General features: G+C 62.9%; 17 protein-coding genes and 1 tRNA gene. 4 read left to right on the top strand and 14 right to left on the bottom strand.

All coding sequences use genetic code 11. The features are described 5' to 3' along the window. Positions 1-12: 12 nt before the first annotated feature. On the bottom strand, positions 13-513 hold the full coding sequence (locus IEZ27_RS52310) for a YajQ family cyclic di-GMP-binding protein (RefSeq protein WP_221762761.1): 501 nt from the start codon (positions 511-513) through the stop codon (positions 13-15). Between the two features lie 219 nt (positions 514-732). Here IEZ27_RS52310 and IEZ27_RS52305 point away from each other — a divergent pair, with 219 nt between their 5' ends. Further along, positions 733-1,413: a sulfotransferase family protein gene (locus tag IEZ27_RS52305; protein WP_189654133.1), complete on the top strand. Its 681-nt coding sequence runs from the start codon at positions 733-735 to the stop codon at positions 1,411-1,413. An 87-nt stretch (positions 1,414-1,500) separates the two neighbouring features. Beyond that, positions 1,501-1,585: transfer RNA gene (locus IEZ27_RS52300), tRNA-Tyr, on the top strand. A gap of 218 nt (positions 1,586-1,803) precedes the next feature. On the opposite strand, the gene IEZ27_RS52295 is transcribed toward IEZ27_RS52300, so the two are convergent. The 11 genes from IEZ27_RS52295 to IEZ27_RS54730 form a co-directional block, all read right to left on the bottom strand. After that, complete coding sequence (locus IEZ27_RS52295) at positions 1,804-3,168, bottom strand: tyrosine-type recombinase/integrase (RefSeq protein ID WP_189654132.1); 1,365 nt, start codon at positions 3,166-3,168, stop codon at positions 1,804-1,806. Further along, positions 3,165-3,356 (bottom strand): helix-turn-helix transcriptional regulator, encoded by a 192-nt coding sequence (locus tag IEZ27_RS52290; RefSeq protein WP_185845092.1) that lies wholly within the window; start codon positions 3,354-3,356, stop codon positions 3,165-3,167. The genes IEZ27_RS52295 and IEZ27_RS52290 overlap by 4 nt, the downstream gene beginning before the upstream one ends. Beyond that, positions 3,353-4,966 (bottom strand): replication initiator, encoded by a 1,614-nt coding sequence (locus IEZ27_RS52285; protein ID WP_189654131.1) that lies wholly within the window; start codon positions 4,964-4,966, stop codon positions 3,353-3,355. Before IEZ27_RS52285 ends, IEZ27_RS52290 begins: the two co-directional genes overlap by 4 nt. Then, positions 4,963-5,166, bottom strand: coding sequence for a hypothetical protein (locus tag IEZ27_RS52280; RefSeq protein ID WP_189654130.1), 204 nt, complete (start codon positions 5,164-5,166; stop codon positions 4,963-4,965). The genes IEZ27_RS52285 and IEZ27_RS52280 overlap by 4 nt, the downstream gene beginning before the upstream one ends. After that, the gene (locus tag IEZ27_RS52275; protein WP_189654129.1) at positions 5,163-6,590 is read right to left on the bottom strand and encodes an FtsK/SpoIIIE domain-containing protein; all 1,428 of its coding nucleotides are present in this window, start codon (positions 6,588-6,590) and stop codon (positions 5,163-5,165) included. The genes IEZ27_RS52280 and IEZ27_RS52275 overlap by 4 nt, the downstream gene beginning before the upstream one ends. A gap of 84 nt (positions 6,591-6,674) precedes the next feature. Next, on the bottom strand, positions 6,675-6,998 hold the full coding sequence (locus IEZ27_RS52270) for a hypothetical protein (RefSeq protein WP_189654128.1): 324 nt from the start codon (positions 6,996-6,998) through the stop codon (positions 6,675-6,677). Then, complete coding sequence (locus tag IEZ27_RS52265) at positions 6,995-7,261, bottom strand: hypothetical protein (RefSeq protein ID WP_189654127.1); 267 nt, start codon at positions 7,259-7,261, stop codon at positions 6,995-6,997. Before IEZ27_RS52265 ends, IEZ27_RS52270 begins: the two co-directional genes overlap by 4 nt. Continuing rightward, entirely contained in the window at positions 7,261-7,686 is a 426-nt protein-coding gene (locus tag IEZ27_RS52260) for a plasmid replication, integration and excision activator (protein ID WP_189654126.1), read from the bottom strand. Before IEZ27_RS52260 ends, IEZ27_RS52265 begins: the two co-directional genes overlap by 1 nt. A gap of 122 nt (positions 7,687-7,808) precedes the next feature. Then, positions 7,809-8,525, bottom strand: coding sequence for a GntR family transcriptional regulator (locus tag IEZ27_RS52255; RefSeq protein WP_189654125.1), 717 nt, complete (start codon positions 8,523-8,525; stop codon positions 7,809-7,811). Between the two features lie 287 nt (positions 8,526-8,812). After that, a complete protein-coding gene (locus IEZ27_RS52250; protein ID WP_189654124.1) occupies positions 8,813-9,133 on the bottom strand; it encodes a hypothetical protein in 321 nt (106 codons plus the stop codon). An 8-nt stretch (positions 9,134-9,141) separates the two neighbouring features. Beyond that, a complete protein-coding gene (locus IEZ27_RS54730; RefSeq protein WP_229825216.1) occupies positions 9,142-9,321 on the bottom strand; it encodes a hypothetical protein in 180 nt (59 codons plus the stop codon). Positions 9,322-9,683: 362 nt separating this feature from the next. On the opposite strand from IEZ27_RS54730, the gene IEZ27_RS52240 reads away from it, so the two are divergent. After that, the gene (locus IEZ27_RS52240; protein WP_189654122.1) at positions 9,684-10,907 is read left to right on the top strand and encodes a tetratricopeptide repeat protein; all 1,224 of its coding nucleotides are present in this window, start codon (positions 9,684-9,686) and stop codon (positions 10,905-10,907) included. Here the strand turns inward: IEZ27_RS52240 and IEZ27_RS52235 are convergent. Next, the gene (locus tag IEZ27_RS52235) at positions 10,885-11,415 is read right to left on the bottom strand and encodes an NUDIX hydrolase (RefSeq protein WP_379478668.1); all 531 of its coding nucleotides are present in this window, start codon (positions 11,413-11,415) and stop codon (positions 10,885-10,887) included. The genes IEZ27_RS52240 and IEZ27_RS52235 overlap by 23 nt on opposite strands. 443 nt (positions 11,416-11,858) lie before the next feature. Between IEZ27_RS52235 and IEZ27_RS52230 the strand changes: the two genes are divergently transcribed. Beyond that, the gene (locus IEZ27_RS52230; protein WP_189654120.1) at positions 11,859-14,627 is read left to right on the top strand and encodes an HsdM family class I SAM-dependent methyltransferase; all 2,769 of its coding nucleotides are present in this window, start codon (positions 11,859-11,861) and stop codon (positions 14,625-14,627) included. Between the two features lie 52 nt (positions 14,628-14,679). Here the strand turns inward: IEZ27_RS52230 and IEZ27_RS52225 are convergent, their stop codons facing one another. Further along, complete coding sequence (locus IEZ27_RS52225) at positions 14,680-16,800, bottom strand: AIPR family protein (RefSeq protein WP_189654119.1); 2,121 nt, start codon at positions 16,798-16,800, stop codon at positions 14,680-14,682. Between the last annotated feature and the right edge of the window lie 268 nt (positions 16,801-17,068).

Genomic DNA, 17,068 nt, shown 5'->3' with positions numbered 1-17,068 from the left:
GATGCCGACCTGTCAGCGGTAGTTCACGAATTGCAGAGCGATGTCCAGGTCCTTGCCCTTGAGTAGAGAAATGACGTCCTGCAGATCGTCCTTCTTCTTCGAGCTGACCCGGAGCTCTTCGCCCTGGATCTGCGCCTTGATCCCCTTCGGACCCTCGTCCCGGATCAGCTTGGAGATCTTCTTCGCGTTCTCCTGGTCGATGCCCTCCTTGAGGCTGACCAGCATGTGGTACTCCTTGCCCGACAGCTTGGGCTCGCCCGCGTCGAGGACCTTCAGCGAGAGCCCCCGCTTGATCACCTTCTCCTTGAACACGTCGAGTACGGCGTTCGCGCGCTCCTCGCTGTTCGCCTTGATCACGATGTTGTCCTGACCGGACCAGTTGATGCTCGCCCCGGTCCCCTTGAAGTCGAAGCGGTGTCCGATCTCCTTGACCGTCTGGTTCAGCGCGTTGTCGACCTCCTGACGGTCGATCTTGCTGACGATGTCGAAAGATGAATCGGCCAAAACACCCATCCTCTCGGCTGTGAAAGCGTTATTCGGGATCCCGCTTCCCCGCCATACACGAAACCTGTTCGTCGTACGCCGAACGCGCGGACCCAGCGAACGAGCCTAGCCAGCATCGGCGCGCCGCGCAGTCCACGTACACCTGACGCGGCTTGATGCGGTCCCCTTCACGGCGGAACATGGCACTGGACCCACATTTCGCAGTTTCCGATCGTATTGGTAGGGATCATGCGAGTCATCGGAGCCGGCTTCGGCCGTACCGGAACGTTGTCCACGAAAGCCGCACTGGAACGCCTGGGCTTCGGCCCATGTCATCACATGACGGAAGTGATCCAGAACCCCGTCCACATCCGCCGCTGGCTGGACCTCGCCGAAGGCCGCCCCATCACCTGGGACACCCTCATGTCCGGGTACGCCTCCTGCGTCGACTGGCCGGCCGCCTCGTACTGGCGCGAACTGGCCCACCACTACAAGGACGCCAAGGTCATCCTCACCGTCCGCGACCCCGAACGCTGGCTGGCCAGCATGAACGCCACCATCTTCAAACGATCCGCCCGCGCCCGCACCTGGTCCGGCCGGACGATGGCCAGCATCTCCAGCCTCCTCGACACGGACTTGGCGGCATTCATCCGGATGGCCCGCCTGGTCGTGAGCGAACGCGTCTTCGGCGGCGACACCCCCGACACCGAACTCGCCCTGAAGATCTTCAAAGAACACGTGGAGGAGGTCAAAGCCACCATCCCCCAGGACCGCCTGCTGGTGTTCGAGGTCACGCAGGGCTGGCAACCACTGTGCGACTTCCTGGACGTACCAGTACCAAACGAACCCTTCCCCAGAACGAACGATGCAGCAGGCTTCGACCAGCACTCACGAGCGATGGGACGCCTGCTGTTCCGGCGCAGCCGATGACCCCGATCCGGCTCGGGACAAACCGGTGTCACGTACACCTCGGAAGTCCGCTATTCTTCTGTCTGTCGCCGCGAGAGCGGATGGCACGGCAGGTTGCCCGAGTGGCCAAAGGGAGCGGTCTGTAAAACCGTCGGCTCAGCCTACGCAAGTTCGAACCTTGCACCTGCCACCAGCAGTAACAGCAGTTCAGAGGCCCTACGGGGCCTCTTCTGCGTTTCAGGGGTGTGCAACCAGATGCCGCCGTGAGTGGCCCGTTGTCGCTGGTCCACCAATATACGTGTAATGATCTTGGGCGCGTTTCCGCAGGTCGGCCCTTGGTTTTGGTCAGTACGCAGGCAAGAACAAGAGCCCCGGTGGTGGCCGGGGCTCTCGGTGTGGTTGGGCTGTGCGTCATGCGACGAAGGCGTCGCCGATCCGCTGGTTGGCGATGTCCTGCTGTCCGTCGATGCACTTGGCGTAGACCCGCAGGAGGACATCGACGCTGTGGCCGGCTCTTTCGGCCACGTCCGGGGCGGAGACGCCCACGTTGAGCCAGAGGGACACCGCCGCGTGCCGAAGGTCGTACGGGCGTTTGGCGAGCGGGGAGGCGACCTGCGCGGGCGTGAGGGCCAGGAGGCGGGCGGCCTGCCAGACCTCGGTGTAGGCCGTTGAAGCTACGACTCCGTCCCGCTCACTGCGGAAGATTCGGCCGTCTTTGGCCGTCCCGTACTCTGCGATGTGGGCGCGGAGGATCTTGACCAGTTCGGGCGGGATGGGCACGGGGCGGACGTCCTGTCTGCCGCGGTGCTTGAGGCCGCGTTCTTCGTGTGCGTTGCCGGTGTCGGTCCATTGAGTGTTCACCTCCGGGCGGGATACGTCGATGGTGAGGCGTCCCCAACCGGAGGCGGGGAGGTGGCAGTCCTGGATACGGAGGCCGACCGCTTCGGCCGGGCGTAGGGCGGCGTAGTACATGCACGAGAAGAGAGCCATCAGGCGCCGGCCTCTGCCGCGTCGGCCTACGTAGGTCACGGCGGTCAGCAGTTCTTGCGCCTGGCGTGGGTTGACGACGACACGAGGGTCTACGGTCTCGGTGGTCTTGGGTGGCTTCCACTTGATCTTGTGCAGCGGATTTGCCGAAAGCTCCTCCAGCTCCACTGCGTACTCCAGGAGGGCATGGAAGACGGCGCGCTTGCGGGCGATCGTTGTGGAGGCCGCCGCCTTGCCGTCGAGGCACAAGGTCAGGGCGTGCAGGGCGAGCCGTACCGTCTTGGCCTCCTCCAGGCTTGCCAGGTCGAGTGAAGCGGCCTTCATCCAGGCCACGGCGGAGGCGTACTGCGGCGGTACGTCCGGACGCTTGTCCCCTGGCAGGAGAAGACACTTGCGGAGCACGGTCCGAAGCTCCCGAGCGTCCGGGCGCCCCATGCGGTCCTTGGTCAGGGCAGGAAGGATCGTTGCCAGCGCGTCGGACATGCTGTCTCGGCTCTTGGCCGCCGCGTGTGTCCACTTCATCTCTATGAACGCCTGCGCGAACTCCAGGATGCTCCGAGCATCCTTGGCGTTGAGCATCGACGTCGGGAGCCCTGATTCCACGTCGAAGGCCTCACCGCGCTTGGCAGCCTGTCGCAGGTCGGACAGGAAGCTGTCGGCCAGGGCCTTGGTTCGGTAGGTCTTGGAGGAGCGCTTGCGGGCGACCGACCAGCGAACGACGTATGACGGCGTCTTGCTGGACTTGTTGCGGCTGATCTCGAAGAACTTCACGTCGTACGAAGTCGTCATCCGGTGCTCCTGAGGGATTCGAGCCAGGCGTTGAGATCGCTGCGGTAGATGCGGAGTTCGCCGTTGGGCAGGCGGATCCCCTCGGGTGCCTTGCCGATCTCACGCCAGCGGTAGAAGGTGCGGCGGGAGACTCCGCCAAGCTCGGTGAGGACCTGGCGGACGGTCAGGAGTTCGTCGTGCTTGGTCATGCGGCCCTCCCCATGTCGTCGGTTGCCGAAAGGTCTTGTCCGGCTGCTCTGGCTTCCAGGTCTCTGAGGTGTGCTCGCCAGCGTTGGCGTTCGGCCACGGTTCGCAGGAGGCGTACCGCCAGCGGCGGCACGTTGGCGTCTCCGGCCGGGACGGGACGCCAGACGTAGCGGTGCGGGTCGGTGGGTTCGTCGGCCTGGCCGAGGGCTTCCAGGACCCAGGTACGGCGGTCCTGCTTGTGCTCGGCGAGCGTCTTGTTCGACCACTTGCGGGAGACCAGGACCCGGCGGCCGGCGTAGCCGAGGTGTTCGGGCTTGTGCGCCTTGGAGCGGCACCGGCCGGGAACCATCCCCGCCTTGGCGTTCTTGGGCTGGACGCCGTAGCGCAGCCAGTTCGGGCAGGTCGGCGAGCAGGGCTCGTAGCGCAGGGCATCGACCATGCGGGCGGCGTGCTCGCGCTGGGCCTGGCCGCCGTCGAGGCTGTCGCCGATGGACTTGGTGAGGTACTTGGACAGGTAGCGGATGCATTGGTCGGCGTCTGGAGTGCCGGCGAGAACACCTTGCACGTCCACCTGAGTGCCGAAGCGCAGTACGTGGAGGGGTTCGGCGTTCTCGTCCAGGGCGTCGAGGGCTTCGTCCCAGGTGGGCAGAAGCTCGCCAGTGCTCGGGTCGAGGTAGCCGTTCCCGTCCTGCCAGATGGGCAGGTGGTCGCCGTCGAAGCGCACATCGTCGGTTGAGGGCCACCACACCTGGTGATAGGTGGCGGCGGCTATCTGCTTGATCTCGGCGCGCGGGAGCGTTCCCCGGATAGCCATGTGCAGGTGCGGGGCGAGCCGCTTCTGCGGCTCTACAGCCGCGAAGTACTGCACGTCATAGCCCGCGACCCGGCGTAGGTTCTGCACGAAGCGATCCACGAGCTTGGGGAAGTGCAGCGCGTCCCGGGCGGCGCGCCGGTAGTCGTAGGTGTCGGGGTCGATCGGGACGCCGTCGCGGACCTTGCCGTAGCTGGGCAGGGTGAGTGTGACGAACAGCGACGGCCGGTAGGTCTTGCCGTCGGTGCTGGTGAAGGTGCGTCCAAGGGTGGTGTTGGTCATCTTGCGCTTGGGCAGGTCGGGGGCGTCCTGCCGCCGGCGGGTTGATCGGGTGCGCTTGGGCACCGCGGATCCGGTGACGCTGCCACGCATGCCAGCGGCGTTGATCTCGTCATCGAGGCCGGACAGGACGGCGTCCAGGTCGGTCGTGTCGTCGCCGGCCTGCTCGGCGGCATCCCGTCTGGCCTGCATGTCGGCGCGGAACTCGATCAGCCAGTGCTGTTCTTCGTTCGGCTCGTCGGGTGTGATCGTGGGTTCGGTGTCGAGGTGCCAGCCCTCGCGGCATTGGGCCATGCGGAGCTGCCGGTTGCGCTTGGCACACGGCGGGCACTTGCTGGCGAGGACAGCTCCGCACGGGACGTCGATGATCTCGGACTTGCCGGTGACGATGTCGAGCCGCCGCAGCGGGACGGGCCGGATGCAGACCCCATGGAGTTTGGCGACCTCTACGAGCACGTCTCGGGCCATCGGCATGGCCTGGCGGACGGCCCGGGGTAGTGCGCGGTCGTGCGGATGGGTCACGCGGTCCTCCCTTCGTCGGCGGTCTCGGTCATCACGGCGCAGAGCCGGTAGTGCTCGTGGGAGAGGGAGGCGTGGACGTGAGGCTGGTAGAGCTCGAAGACCCGCATACGGGGCAGATCACGGGCGGTCAGCAGGACCAGGAGGGGGCGACCGGCGACCCGGCCGATTTCGTCGGCGGTGCCGTGGAAGCAGACCTTCACGCTGCCTCCCCACGCTGGGCGTAGGCGTCGACCATGGCGCGGATGTCGTGATCGGAGACGTAGGCGGCGCGGACCCGGACAGGTTCGGGGCTGGCTTCCAGCCGGACGTAGCCGACGCCCGCGCCCAGCTCCGGGACAGGCGAGATGCGGTCGGCCAGGGCGCCCCTGTCGCGTGCGCCGTCGCCGAGGACCATGTCCACCTGTTCGGACTCGTCCAGCCGGAGGGCGATCTTGTCAGGGAAGAGGTTGCGGATGTTCATGACCTCTTTGCGCGGGTCCTGGAGCGCGGCCATGACGCCGACACCGACCGCGCGTCCTTGGGTGGTCAGGGTGGCCAGCGCTGCGGAGATGCGTTGCCGGAGTTGCCGGTCGGACTGGTAGGCGGTCAGGAACGCCACCTCATCGACGACGACCAGGACGAACGGATCAACCACGGTGGGGGTGTGGGAGCGCTGGAGCCCGGCGAACCGAGCCGCCCGCTTCTGCATGACGCACACGGCCTCGTCCAGCAGACCGGCGCACTCCTCGGGCGTGGCCGCGTACCGGGAGCCGAACAAGGCACGGCCGTAGGACAGCTCCATGAGTTTGGGATCCAGAGCCCACAACTCGACCAGGCCCGCGTCGGCGGCGGGGAGCAGGGAGCGAATGACGGACCAGATGATCGACCCCTTGCCGGCCCCGGTCGCGCCCGCGACGAGGACATGGGTGCCGTGCACCTTGAGTCGCCACGGCCGCCCGTCCTCGTCCTTGCCGATCTCGACCGGTCCCACTGTCGGCTCGTCCGGTATGGGCAGCGCTGGCAGGGGAGAGGCGAGTGGATCGCTGCGTGGGAAGGTCAGCGTCAGCCGCCCGGCGTGAGACAGCGCCACGCGGCACGACTTCGCGCCGAAGCCATGGGCCAGGTGGTCGGTGCGATCGGCCCAGTCCTTGACGGCTTGGCCCTTGAGCATGCGCACGGTGACCATGTCGGCCCACGAGGTACAGGTGACTTTGCCCAGCCGGGGCAGGTAGTCACGGCCCCGGATGTGACGGCCGAGACCGGAGACGATCATGACGGGTTGCCAGTGTCGCCGGTAGATCCAGACGAGTCGCCACCAGGCCAGCAGCCGGTAGCCGACGAGACGGGCGAAGGACGGTCGGTCGAGGAACGCCCAGGAGGCCAGGGCCATGGCGACTGTCCCGGACAGGGACGCCGCCACGGGCCAGCCGTACCAGTACCAGGCGACACCGAGGGCGACCGGTACAGCGACGGCGACCGGGTGCCGCCACGTCGCGCGGACGAGGGCCGATAGGAAGCGCCAGATGTAGATGATGAAGGTGATGATGGCGGGTGTCTTGACGACGGCCGGGCGGAAGACGATGGCCGTGTCGGGCGTGGTGGAGACGAGGTTGCGCGCCTCGTCGCCAGGCAGCCGCTTGAACATAAGCTGGGAACCTCTCGTGATGTGGAGTCAGGGGAGAACCGAGGGGCCGCCGGAAGTTGCCGCTTCCAGCGGCCCCGCCTCATGTCAGGTCGCCGGGTCGGTGGTGTCCGCGGTGGCGTCCTTGTCGGGCTGTTCGGCGTGCAACTGCTCGCAGTCGGCCAGGTAGCGGGCAGCGGCGGTGAAGATCTCGCGGGCGGTGTTCAGGTCGGCGTCGGTGACTGGACCGGCTCCGGTGGTGGAGATGTGCACGTTGGCCTCGTGGGAGTAGAGCTCCAGGTACGGGCGCGGGCCACTGAGCAGGAGACCGGCGCCAACCTTGAGGTCGGACGTGTGGAAGGAGACGCCGACGTGCGGCGTGGATTCCGGTCGCAGGGACAGGGTGACGTAGGTGTACGGGCGCAGACTCATGCCGCGACCCCCTTGCCGTCGGACAGGCCGTAGAAGCTGCGCTCGACGGAGCGGGCGAAGCGGTGGGCTGCGTGGGCGAGCTGGCGGGCGAACTGCAGGTCCTCCACCGTCACCGGCCCGTTGGTGGTGACCAGGACGGAGGTGGCGCCGAAGTCGAGCGCCAGGACGGGCTCACGGCGGGTGAACGGGTGGTTGAGGGTGCGGGCGGCGTGCCCGGTGGTCAGCCGGATCACGCTGTTGCGCGGGCTACGGCGACGGGTCATCAGGCGGCGTCCTTTCCGGCCGAAGCCTTGTTCTGAGCGGGCTGGGCGCTCTGGCGAGGCGCGTACATCTCACGAACCTTGATCGAGTACGCGAGGCGGCCGGCGGCGTTGACATACGGCGTGACGGACATGCCGTTGAACTCGACCGGCGTGAACGGCAGCCCTGGCATGGGTTGCGGCGGCACCGGCTGGACCGGCGCGAGGATCTTGACCGCGACCGTCTTCTGGGCGGGCTTGAGGGTCGGGTCACCGTCCATGACCGCGACCTGCCAGACCAGCTCAGCGGTCTGCTTGTCGCGGGCCTGCACGAACCGGCCGCCGGAGGAGGCGTCGAAGTCCTTGACGGGCTCGACCTCGCCGACGATGTAGCAGCCGTGCGGGAAGACCATGGTGTAGCTGACGGGAATGGGTCCCTGGATTGCCATGTGGTTCCTCTCGATAGCGGTGGAGAGCCCTTCGTTCGCTCGTCCACTTGTCCGCATGAGTCGAGAGTAGGCTGTGGCCACTCGTCCGCACAAGTGGTTGAGCCGGAGTGGCGCGGTAAGAATTACCTCACCTTGTAGACATCCTCAAGCTCATGCAGGCTGCCAGGCAGCGCCAGACTCATGGCCAGCAGCACGTTCCCCGCAGGGTCATGCACAGTCGCCGTCACGCCGAGCACGGGATTGGACGAGCCCAGCAGTTCTGCCTCGTCCTTCGTAGGCTTACGCGCGGACAGCCGCTCAGTGATCCGATCGAACCGCACATGCTTGACCGCCTGGAGATGCTTGCGGATGCCGCCCCGCAACGGCTCAGCCTTGTCCAGGTCGGTCCCTACCGCGATCTCCAGCGGCACCCACACGGTCTCCACCGCCGAGACGAGATCCGCCTGACGAGCCACCCGCTTGCGAACGATCACTGGCGTACGCTCGGCGATCCCGAGCAACTTCGCGACATGCCGAGGCGCCGGAACTCGCGCCACCTCAACAAGACTGTCGGCGCTCTCTCCCTGCTCGGCAGCACCCAGGCCCGGACGAACGGTCTCCGCCTCACGCTCCGGCCGGCCCTTCACGAACGACCCGCGCCCATGCTCGCGCTCGATCCACCCCTGCATGGCGAGCGTCTGAAGTGCCCGCACCACGGTGGTGCGTCCCACGCCCAGCTCACGAACAAGCTGCGTCTCGGAGGGCAGCATGTCGCCGGGGGCGTACTCGCCCGACTCGATGCGCTCCTGGATCGCCTGCATGACCTGCGCATATTTCGGCGGGGCGAAGTCCATGCTCATGTTGGCCGTCCGTTCACTCTTGCGCTTGTCCGCATAAGTACAGTACCGGCTGAGCCAAGACTTGTCAGGCCATGATTAGGACTCAGAACGGCCTGCCAGGAGGCGTACACACTCCTCGCAAGCGCTCGCGACGCTCGGCATGAACGGCACCTGCCAATCACCGATCACCACGAGCTGAATCGTCTCGCCGCACAACGCCTTGGAAGCGCCACGCACAACCGCGTGCTGGACGAGCGAGAAATTGCGACGCTCCGTCCCCACCCCGCACGACACTCGCCGGCCGGTCATTACTCGACCCCGTCAACAAGATCGGCGATCAACGCCGAATATGGCTGCGTTCTACGCAGGTCCGAATAATGCATGGAGATACGGCGAGCGGCCCGCACCGGATCAATCGCCGGATGCCAGGCATAGATGACGCGACGACGGGCGACATTCCAGCCGGTTCGCCACCAGTAGTGACGACCGTCGCACCACACGACCAGCCCGACCCAGACCGACACCAGGGCGAGCCCGTAGCCGTCATGGACATCCGCGCTGACGTTGTTCTGCTCCAGCGCTTCCCGGAGCAGTTCGGCGGACCGACGCGGATCGATCGAGATCACCACGGGGGCCGTCATTCGGCCACCCGCTCGAACCGCACCGAGCCCGCCCCGTCGAGGTAGGCCCGGAAGATCTCACGTCGGGTGGCCTCGTCCGGCACGGCCCCGAGCCCGTAGACGCTGTGGACGATCCGCCCCACCACCGCGCCGGCGTCCACCGACATGCCCCGCATGGCCTTGCGCAGCTCATCCATGGCAGTCGCCTGGAACGAGCTCGAACCGCACGTCCCCAGTTCCTCACCGAGGCCGGACCGGACCCGGACCTCCCACTCGAACGCCTCACAAGCGGCAGGACTGTGCTCGGCCCCTTCGCAGTGAAGGCACTCAGTGGTGACCGACGAGGCCGCATCCAACCTCGATGCCGCCACATGCCCACGACGGGTGACGATCTTCCATCCCCGCCCCTCGCATTCTTCGCACCTGACTGGAGTTGTCATGCGGCAGAGCATGAATGGACCAACCGTTTATACATATCCCACGGTGATATACCGCCGATGCATATAGAGTCCGCCGCACAGCAATGCACAATCTCGGAGTACGAGTTCCGGAGGGTCGCATGCGCGCGAGTGGTTTCCAGCCGATCAAGCTCCCGCCATCGGTATGGGAACGCGACGATATGCGAGAAAGCCTGAAAAACCGCGACATCGCGGGACTGTTCCGCCTGGTGGCCAAATACGGCGGTATCAGTCAGGTCCGCATCGCATCAGCGACCGAAATCGCCCAGCCCCGCGTCAACAAGATCTTCAACGGGACGGCCGGCCCCATCGAAGAACTGGCCGTCTTCGAGCGCATCGCCACCGGACTCGGCTTGCCCGACCACGCCCGCATGCTCCTCGGCCTGGCCCCGCTCGACATCGCGTCCCCGACAGGCGACCTCGACGACGAGCACCAGGAGCAGACCGAGGAACTCACCGCCCGCCTGGAGGCCGCCGCAGCCGTCGACGACACCATGGTCATGATCCTGCGTACGGACACCAACAACCTCCGCCTCCAGGACCGCCGGCTCGGCAGCGTCGCTATCGCCGACAAGATGCACGCCCAGATGGCCCAGATCGAACGAGCCCACCGCCACGCCGTCCGCCCGCGCATACGCACGCAGCTCGCCCACCTACTTGCCGAAACAGCTTCGCTGGCCGGCTGGCAGGCCATCAACACCGTCGCGCTCAACGACGCGTGGAACCACTACGAACGCGCCAAGTCAGCCGCCCGCGAAGCCGAAGACGCCGCTGTCTTGGCCTACGTCTCCGGCGAACAGGCGTACGTCCTCATGGACCTGGGACGTCCCGCCGAAGCAGCCGAACTCCTCCAGCACATCCACGCCACCCACCGCGACCGCGTCCCAGCTCGCCTCAGAACATGGCTCGCAGCAGCCGAGGCCGAAGCCGCGGCCACCCTCGGCGACGAAGACGCGTGTCGCCGGGCGCTGGACCAAGCCGCCCTCGTGTTGCCGGAAGGCGACGGCGACCCGGACATGCCCTACCTGTCCATCAACGTCCACCACTTCGCCCGCTGGCGCGGAAGCTGCCTACTCCGCTTCGGCGACCCCAGCACCGTCGAGGACCTACGCTCATCACTCGCCGGAATGGACGGCACCTACAACCGCGCCGAAGCAGGCGTCCGCTGCGACCTCGGCCACGCCCTGCTCGCGGCCGGCGAACCTGAAGCAGCACAGCCCCACATCCAGCGCGCCAAGCAGCTGGCCACCATGACCGGCTGCCGCCGCCAACGACGCCGCATCGAAGAACTCTCGCGAGCGGTCAACCGCGCTCTCGGCCGTTGAGCCGCTGCTGAGCTTGAAGCAACCCGATCAGCGTCCCGGACGTCCAGATGTCCCCACGGGCGATCATGTCGGGGATCTCGGCCATCGGAACCCATTCGATCCGATCGGCCTCCACCTCACCCTCAGGCTTACCGACCAGCTCGGCGCCGTGCACCAGGAACAGGATGTGCTCGGAATCCACCATGCCGGCCATCGGCTGATAACTCACCAAGTGCTCGGCCCGCTTCGGCCGATACCCGGTCTCCTCCTCCACCTCCCGCACAGCGGTCGCCATCGGATCCTCGCCTGCCTCGACTAGCCCGCCGGGCAGCTCCCACCCCCACCGGTCGAACACGAACCGATGCCGCCACATCAGCAACACTCGATTCTGCTCATCCACGACGACAGCGATGGCAGCCCGATCCAGATGCACCACATGATGCTCGAACCGCTCTCCGCCGGGGATCTCGACATCAGCCATCCCGAGCCGGATCCACCGGTTGTCATAGATCAGCCGCTCGCCATGCACCACCCAGCGCGTCAGCTCAGCGTCATCAGCCACACCGCGAAGCTACCGTCTTGCCCACCCGCAGTACATGCCTTCGAGCTGAGCTGCGGACCAAGACTCACGTAGTCCGGGCCCCGACGTGCGAGCCCGTCAGGGCCCATCAGACCAGCGATCCCACTGGAGCCCTCCACGAGAGAGGGCGCGCATACTGCTGGCAATATCCACAATCTTCGGAACTCAAGACAGATCGCCGGAGATCACGCGCAGAGACGCCCCCAAGGCATTGGTCACACGGTACTCATCGGCATTCCGAGGCTCGTGGTGCCCCCTCGCCCTGGGCGTCATACAGTGCCGCCCACTCCGACTCGGTCCACCGCCGGACGCGTCCGGTACTAGAGTCTGCTCCTACAGTGACGGCCCATCGTCGGGCGGTTGTAGGACTACGGCACACGGAGGAGGCGCTGATGAGCACAGAGGAGTTGGCGAAACAGGGCTATCTAACTACCGTCGGCGTCCGAGGAAAGAGATTCGGTGACTTTGAGGTCCTAGAACTCGGATCGACCACAGTTGCCACCTTGGCGAAACAGGGCTTGGATTTCACGCCCGCGAGCACAGTCTCATATCCGTGCAAATCCTACAAGCCGCCCAAAAATGCCAGCCTGGGCAAGCCGGATGCAGTGTACATTCACCGGATCGGGGGGCGCGTTGTTCCTATTGCTGTTGCCGAATGGAAAACGAAAAAGCGGCTACGTGCAGGCAACGATGCACTGAGTGCAGCGGAACAAGCCATAGTCGGCGCCTTGGCCATGGGAGTCCGGATCGCCATAACAACCGATGGAGCGCGCTTTCGTTACATAGACGCACTGGCATCCGCTAATGCGGGCGACATTGTAGAGCTTGATGAAACTCGCGACTTTACCCCAGCCGTCCTTTCGGATCTGTATCGCGGCGAATCGGATGTTATCCGGGATCCTAAACCCCTAGCGGAAACAGTCTGGCAGATCATCTGGCATGCAACGAAGGCTGAGCCGAAAGACTGTCTGCTCACCTTCGTCGAAATCTTCATGCTGAAGTTCCTGTCCGACAACTTGCCACTAGCAGTCCTGCCAGCCGATTTCAGGTTTGAGGCGCTACTAGCGGGCCAGGATGAATTTAGGCAAAGCAAAGGTAGCACTCAAATTGAGTACTACGTAAATACAATTCGTCCAAAAATCAAGCAGATCTTCGCTGATCGGCTAGTGGTGAGAGATGAAGCGGTAACGAAGCTTCTCGGTCTTGCGACTATTACATCACAGACGACGATCATCAACGGGTTTGCGTTCCTGAGATCGTCATCCACGACGACCATCTCGTCGTACAACCGAACATTCTGTGAAATCTTGCAGGAGTTCCAAAGCTTTGGGGCTCTAACTAATATCGATCCAGAATTTAAGCTACGCCTCTACGAGACATTTCTTCGCCGCTCGGCGAGGCAGCAACGGCTGGGTCAATTCTTCACGCCACGAAACATCGTCAAATCGATGGTGAAGATGGCAAGGCTCAACGCCCTACCAGACGGATCCATCGTTCTGGACCCAGCCGCTGGTGTGGGAGGGTTCCTGCTCGAACCACTCCTCTTCCCGGACGCTCTACCTGGAAACATCAGTTTCAAGGACGGGGAAGTCCGTCAACGAGTCAAACTAGTCGGAGCTGATGTCGACGTCTCGACCAACATATTGGCCAAAGCCAATATGCTCCTACACCTAGCCGAATCAGTAAGAAACCCCGACACAACTACCGACTCGCTCAATCAGGCGCTCACGAATACTTTCTTGCTGCTAAACGAAAATGAAACGCTCGGAACTCTCGCACACCCGCCGATAAACGCGGTAGACGTTATTCTCACCAATCCACCCTATGTGACGCAAGGTTCCTCAATCTACAGAAAAGAGATTGAGCACGCCGAGGGGGAGCGGAACGGAATAATACTGAGTGAATACTACGATGGAGGCGGCCTCGGCGTAGAAGCACTCTTTCTCCGGTATATCTCTGGCGCACTTAAGCCCGGAGGTCGAGCTTTCGTGATCGTCCCTCTCGGCCTCCTGAACCGGACTGCGCAGCGGATGAAAAGCGAGCTTCTTTCGGAATGCAATATATTGGCGAGCATCCAACTCCCGCGAAACGCCTTCTTTAACACCGCGCAGCCCACCTATATTCTAGCGATAGAGAAGCGGAAGACGCGCATGCAATCCCGCCCGCCCGTCTTTTGTGGGATAGCTCGAAGCATCGGCGAGACGCTCGATTACGAACGTGTCCCCATGCCAGATGACAACGACCTCGCCACGTTGGCTGAACTATTCGTGCGATATGTACAGAGCCCTCAACCGAGCGCTATCGCTGGGCCGACTCAGTACGAAGAGTGTGCATATGCCAAGCTAGTTCCTGCGCAGGCCTTCTCTCCTGATGAGCGATGGGATGTAGTCAGACACTGGACCGATGAGGAACACGTCGCTCTAGGAGAACGCGCAGGCACGATCGACCGCGCAGAATTCGTCGAGATCGCGACCACTACGCTTCAGGACATCATTCTTGAATTGCAGCAGGCGCGAGACGAACTGGCGGCGCTCACCGCCGATCGCAGTCAGCAGTTCAGCCTGGCTGACGTTTCTCGCTTTCAAGTTCGCTCGGGCATACGAATCCGAAATGCCGATCTACGTGAAAACCCTGGAGATGTTGCGGTTTATTCGGTCTTCACGCGGCCAGAAACCCGTAAAGGGTTGATCTCGGAGAATTGGCTAAAGGACAGAGGCTACCGTCCTGAGCCCTATCCATCCGTTACGGTCATGGCGACTGGGGCATCTGCGGTGGGGATGGTCTTCAATCGAGAGGCTGGGTGTGTCATGACTGATGACGTCGTCATAGTACAACCCTGGTCTGAGGAGACCGAAGAAAAATGGCGCTCGGAGGCGGAAAGTCGAGGAGAAGAACCGGCCGGGCTTCCGCCTCACGATATCGATCTGGGTTACCTCGCTGTAGCCTTGGGCAAAACAATAGCTCAAGGTGGATACCTCTACGAAGCGAAGCTATATACCAAGCGCGTTAGACAGCTAATGATTGAGGTGCCAATCAACGAGAACGGCGATCCTGACCTGGACCGGCAGCGCCGGATCGCTGCGGCTGTGAAACGACTTGACGGCATACGAGCCAAGCTGCAAGAGGCAGGTATGTGGAGCAAGAGCGTGCGCTTGTCTTAAGAGAGATGAAGCCCGCACATGCGGAAAATGAGATGTGCGGGCTTCCCAGCCTTCAGTCGTCGTCCGACTCTCGAGATCTCAGGACTTCGGCAGCTAGCTCCGCTAGTGTCCCTTCACCGGGCACGGCCCAGCGCTTGGTTCCCTCGGCAGCAACAGGAGATTCGTCCCAGCCGGCGAGCTTGCGCAGGTGTTGGATGAGGCCACTGGGGGAATACCTCTGCCCATCGGCTGACCACAAAAGTGGTTTGCCTCGGCTGTTAACCCAGGTTGCATGGCGTCGACTTGGATCTTCTTCTAGCCATTCACCGATAGCTACCTGCTCGGGCTTGCTCCCAGGAGTAAGTACTAGAGTAGTCCCATCTGCGATCCGGCGTGCGTCTACCAAGGTAGGCACCGCATTTGGTTGGCGCGGCTTGCTCGGTGCAGTATTCGGGCGGTACTCAGGAGCCAGTTGTGGCACATCTGCATTGGATTCCAGATCCGCAATTACGCGCGAGGCAAGAACGCGGCATCGCTCCGGATTTGTGAACGTACTGCTGATGAGAGAACTTGTACCGAACTCTTTGTCGACATGATAGACCAACCATCTGAGTACACGACGAGTAAGGTCAGGAACTTGAGGCAGGATAATTTCCCAGTCTGAACCCGGATCTTCGATCCCCTCTGAGCCTGCGTACTGAAAGACCAGATGTGATATGAGATAGTCGCCACGCTCGGCGATTGCCCCAGCTCTGCCTTCCCAGGTGGATCTGCCCCCATGTAGCGTGGATCGAACTGCGCGCCAAAGGAGTACTGAACGCCATATCTGGTCCGCAGACGGTTGTTCGCCGAAAAGCATCGGGTACGCTCCCTGGCTGTCATCCTCCCATAGCAGCTCCTGGTTCTGCTTGGCGCGCGCTGCAAGTTCAGGGTTGTGATGGGCACAGGCAAGCGCTGTAGCTGCGTGAACTACAGAACATCCATCCTCGGGTGAGGGGTCCATCTCGCCGCGCTTCACGACATACGTCTTCCCGAGAGATAGTGCGAAGTCGATGCGAATGCGAGCCTGTACGGGATCCAGTGCGACGAAGTCGCGAGACTCAACTCTGTTCTGGGTATTCGTTGCTTTCGTTATCTCATTTGCAAACCCTTCAGGGCATCCCTTCGTAGATATAACCTTGACCTGCACGTACGCCAACTCTGCCCCGGATGGGTTCTTGGCCATGGCGCGGTGAATCTCGGCGACGGTTTGAGCGCCATTAACGACGCTTGCGCCCGTGAGATCTAGCTTGATGGGGCCGATTGTTGATCTGCTCCATTGTGTACGTGTTACCTCGTCGCACAGAACAGTTATGCCATTGTTGAAGTACCAGAAATCTTGCGGATTGCTTGTAAGGGTCTCTACTAGGCCGAGATTTACGTTAGTAAGCCCAAGGGGAGTGCGTATGTTCTTGTGGTATAGCTGCACGCCATGTTCTTCGTGCCACTCCGCGATGTCAGCGACGGCGACTGTTCCTTGATAGGCCTCGTACGGTTCGGCGTAGTGTATCCAATCCCTCATCGGAACTGACAGGCTGATCTGCGGCTCCGCTAGATCATCTCGGACGATACGCCAGATTTCCTTTGTGGTGAGAATCCTATGATCCAGAACATCATCATATCTATTGAACTCTGCTGCGATATCGGTGAAGGGCTTTATGGAATCTGGGGATGGTGGCTGGTCTGCCATCTGTGCAACCACCAAGGTGATTCTGAGGCGAGGGTTATCAAGGATCGCCTTGATGGGCTCCACGAGTCGCTGAAACTTGAGGTTGAAGCGATCAAAACGATGATGATCGATGAGACGCAAGCCGTCGACGTGCTTTAGAGCCTCGGCCTTGGAAAATCTTGCTGTTCCTTTATCGCTCCATTTCGCCTGGATGAGCCATAGACGGGGCATGCCTTCGATAAAAGCGATCGCATCAATGCCCTGATCGTCGAAGTCGTCAATCACCATGCCGGCTGCGGATACATTGTCGCATCCCGTGAGGCTGCGAACTGCGAGAGCGGCAAGCGCTCGCGTTAGGAAGTGTTGTTCCTTCTGATCATCCGGCTTGCGTGAAAGGTCGCTAAGGTCGATTAGGCCGCTGAACTCTCGGGTCAAAGCCTCGCGAACTTGCCGTACGGGGGTCGGCATGGTGGTCGGCCTTGTCATGGTTGCTGCTCCTTTGGAACCTTGTCGCAAGCCGCCGGGTAAGTGTCTTCATTAGGGCAACGCCGGATCTAGTTCCGTCCGTTTCCTAGCTCTCCAACGTTGCCTTGGCTTGTTTGATCACTTAAGTCGTGATCTGGATGGGAGTCGTGATTATATGGCCGGAACAGTGAGCCGTTTTCATCCCCGTGCGGTGAGTTGCTGATCACAGCATCATCGCGAGGTTGACGTTCGCCTGATGACATGGCGAAACCCCTGGTAGACGGGTTGA

The organism is Nonomuraea spiralis (assembly GCF_014648435.1).
Lineage (GTDB): Bacteria > Actinomycetota > Actinomycetes > Streptosporangiales > Streptosporangiaceae > Nonomuraea > Nonomuraea spiralis.
Note: the sequence above shows the minus strand (reverse complement) of the source record. Positions and strands in the feature narration are given on the sequence as shown.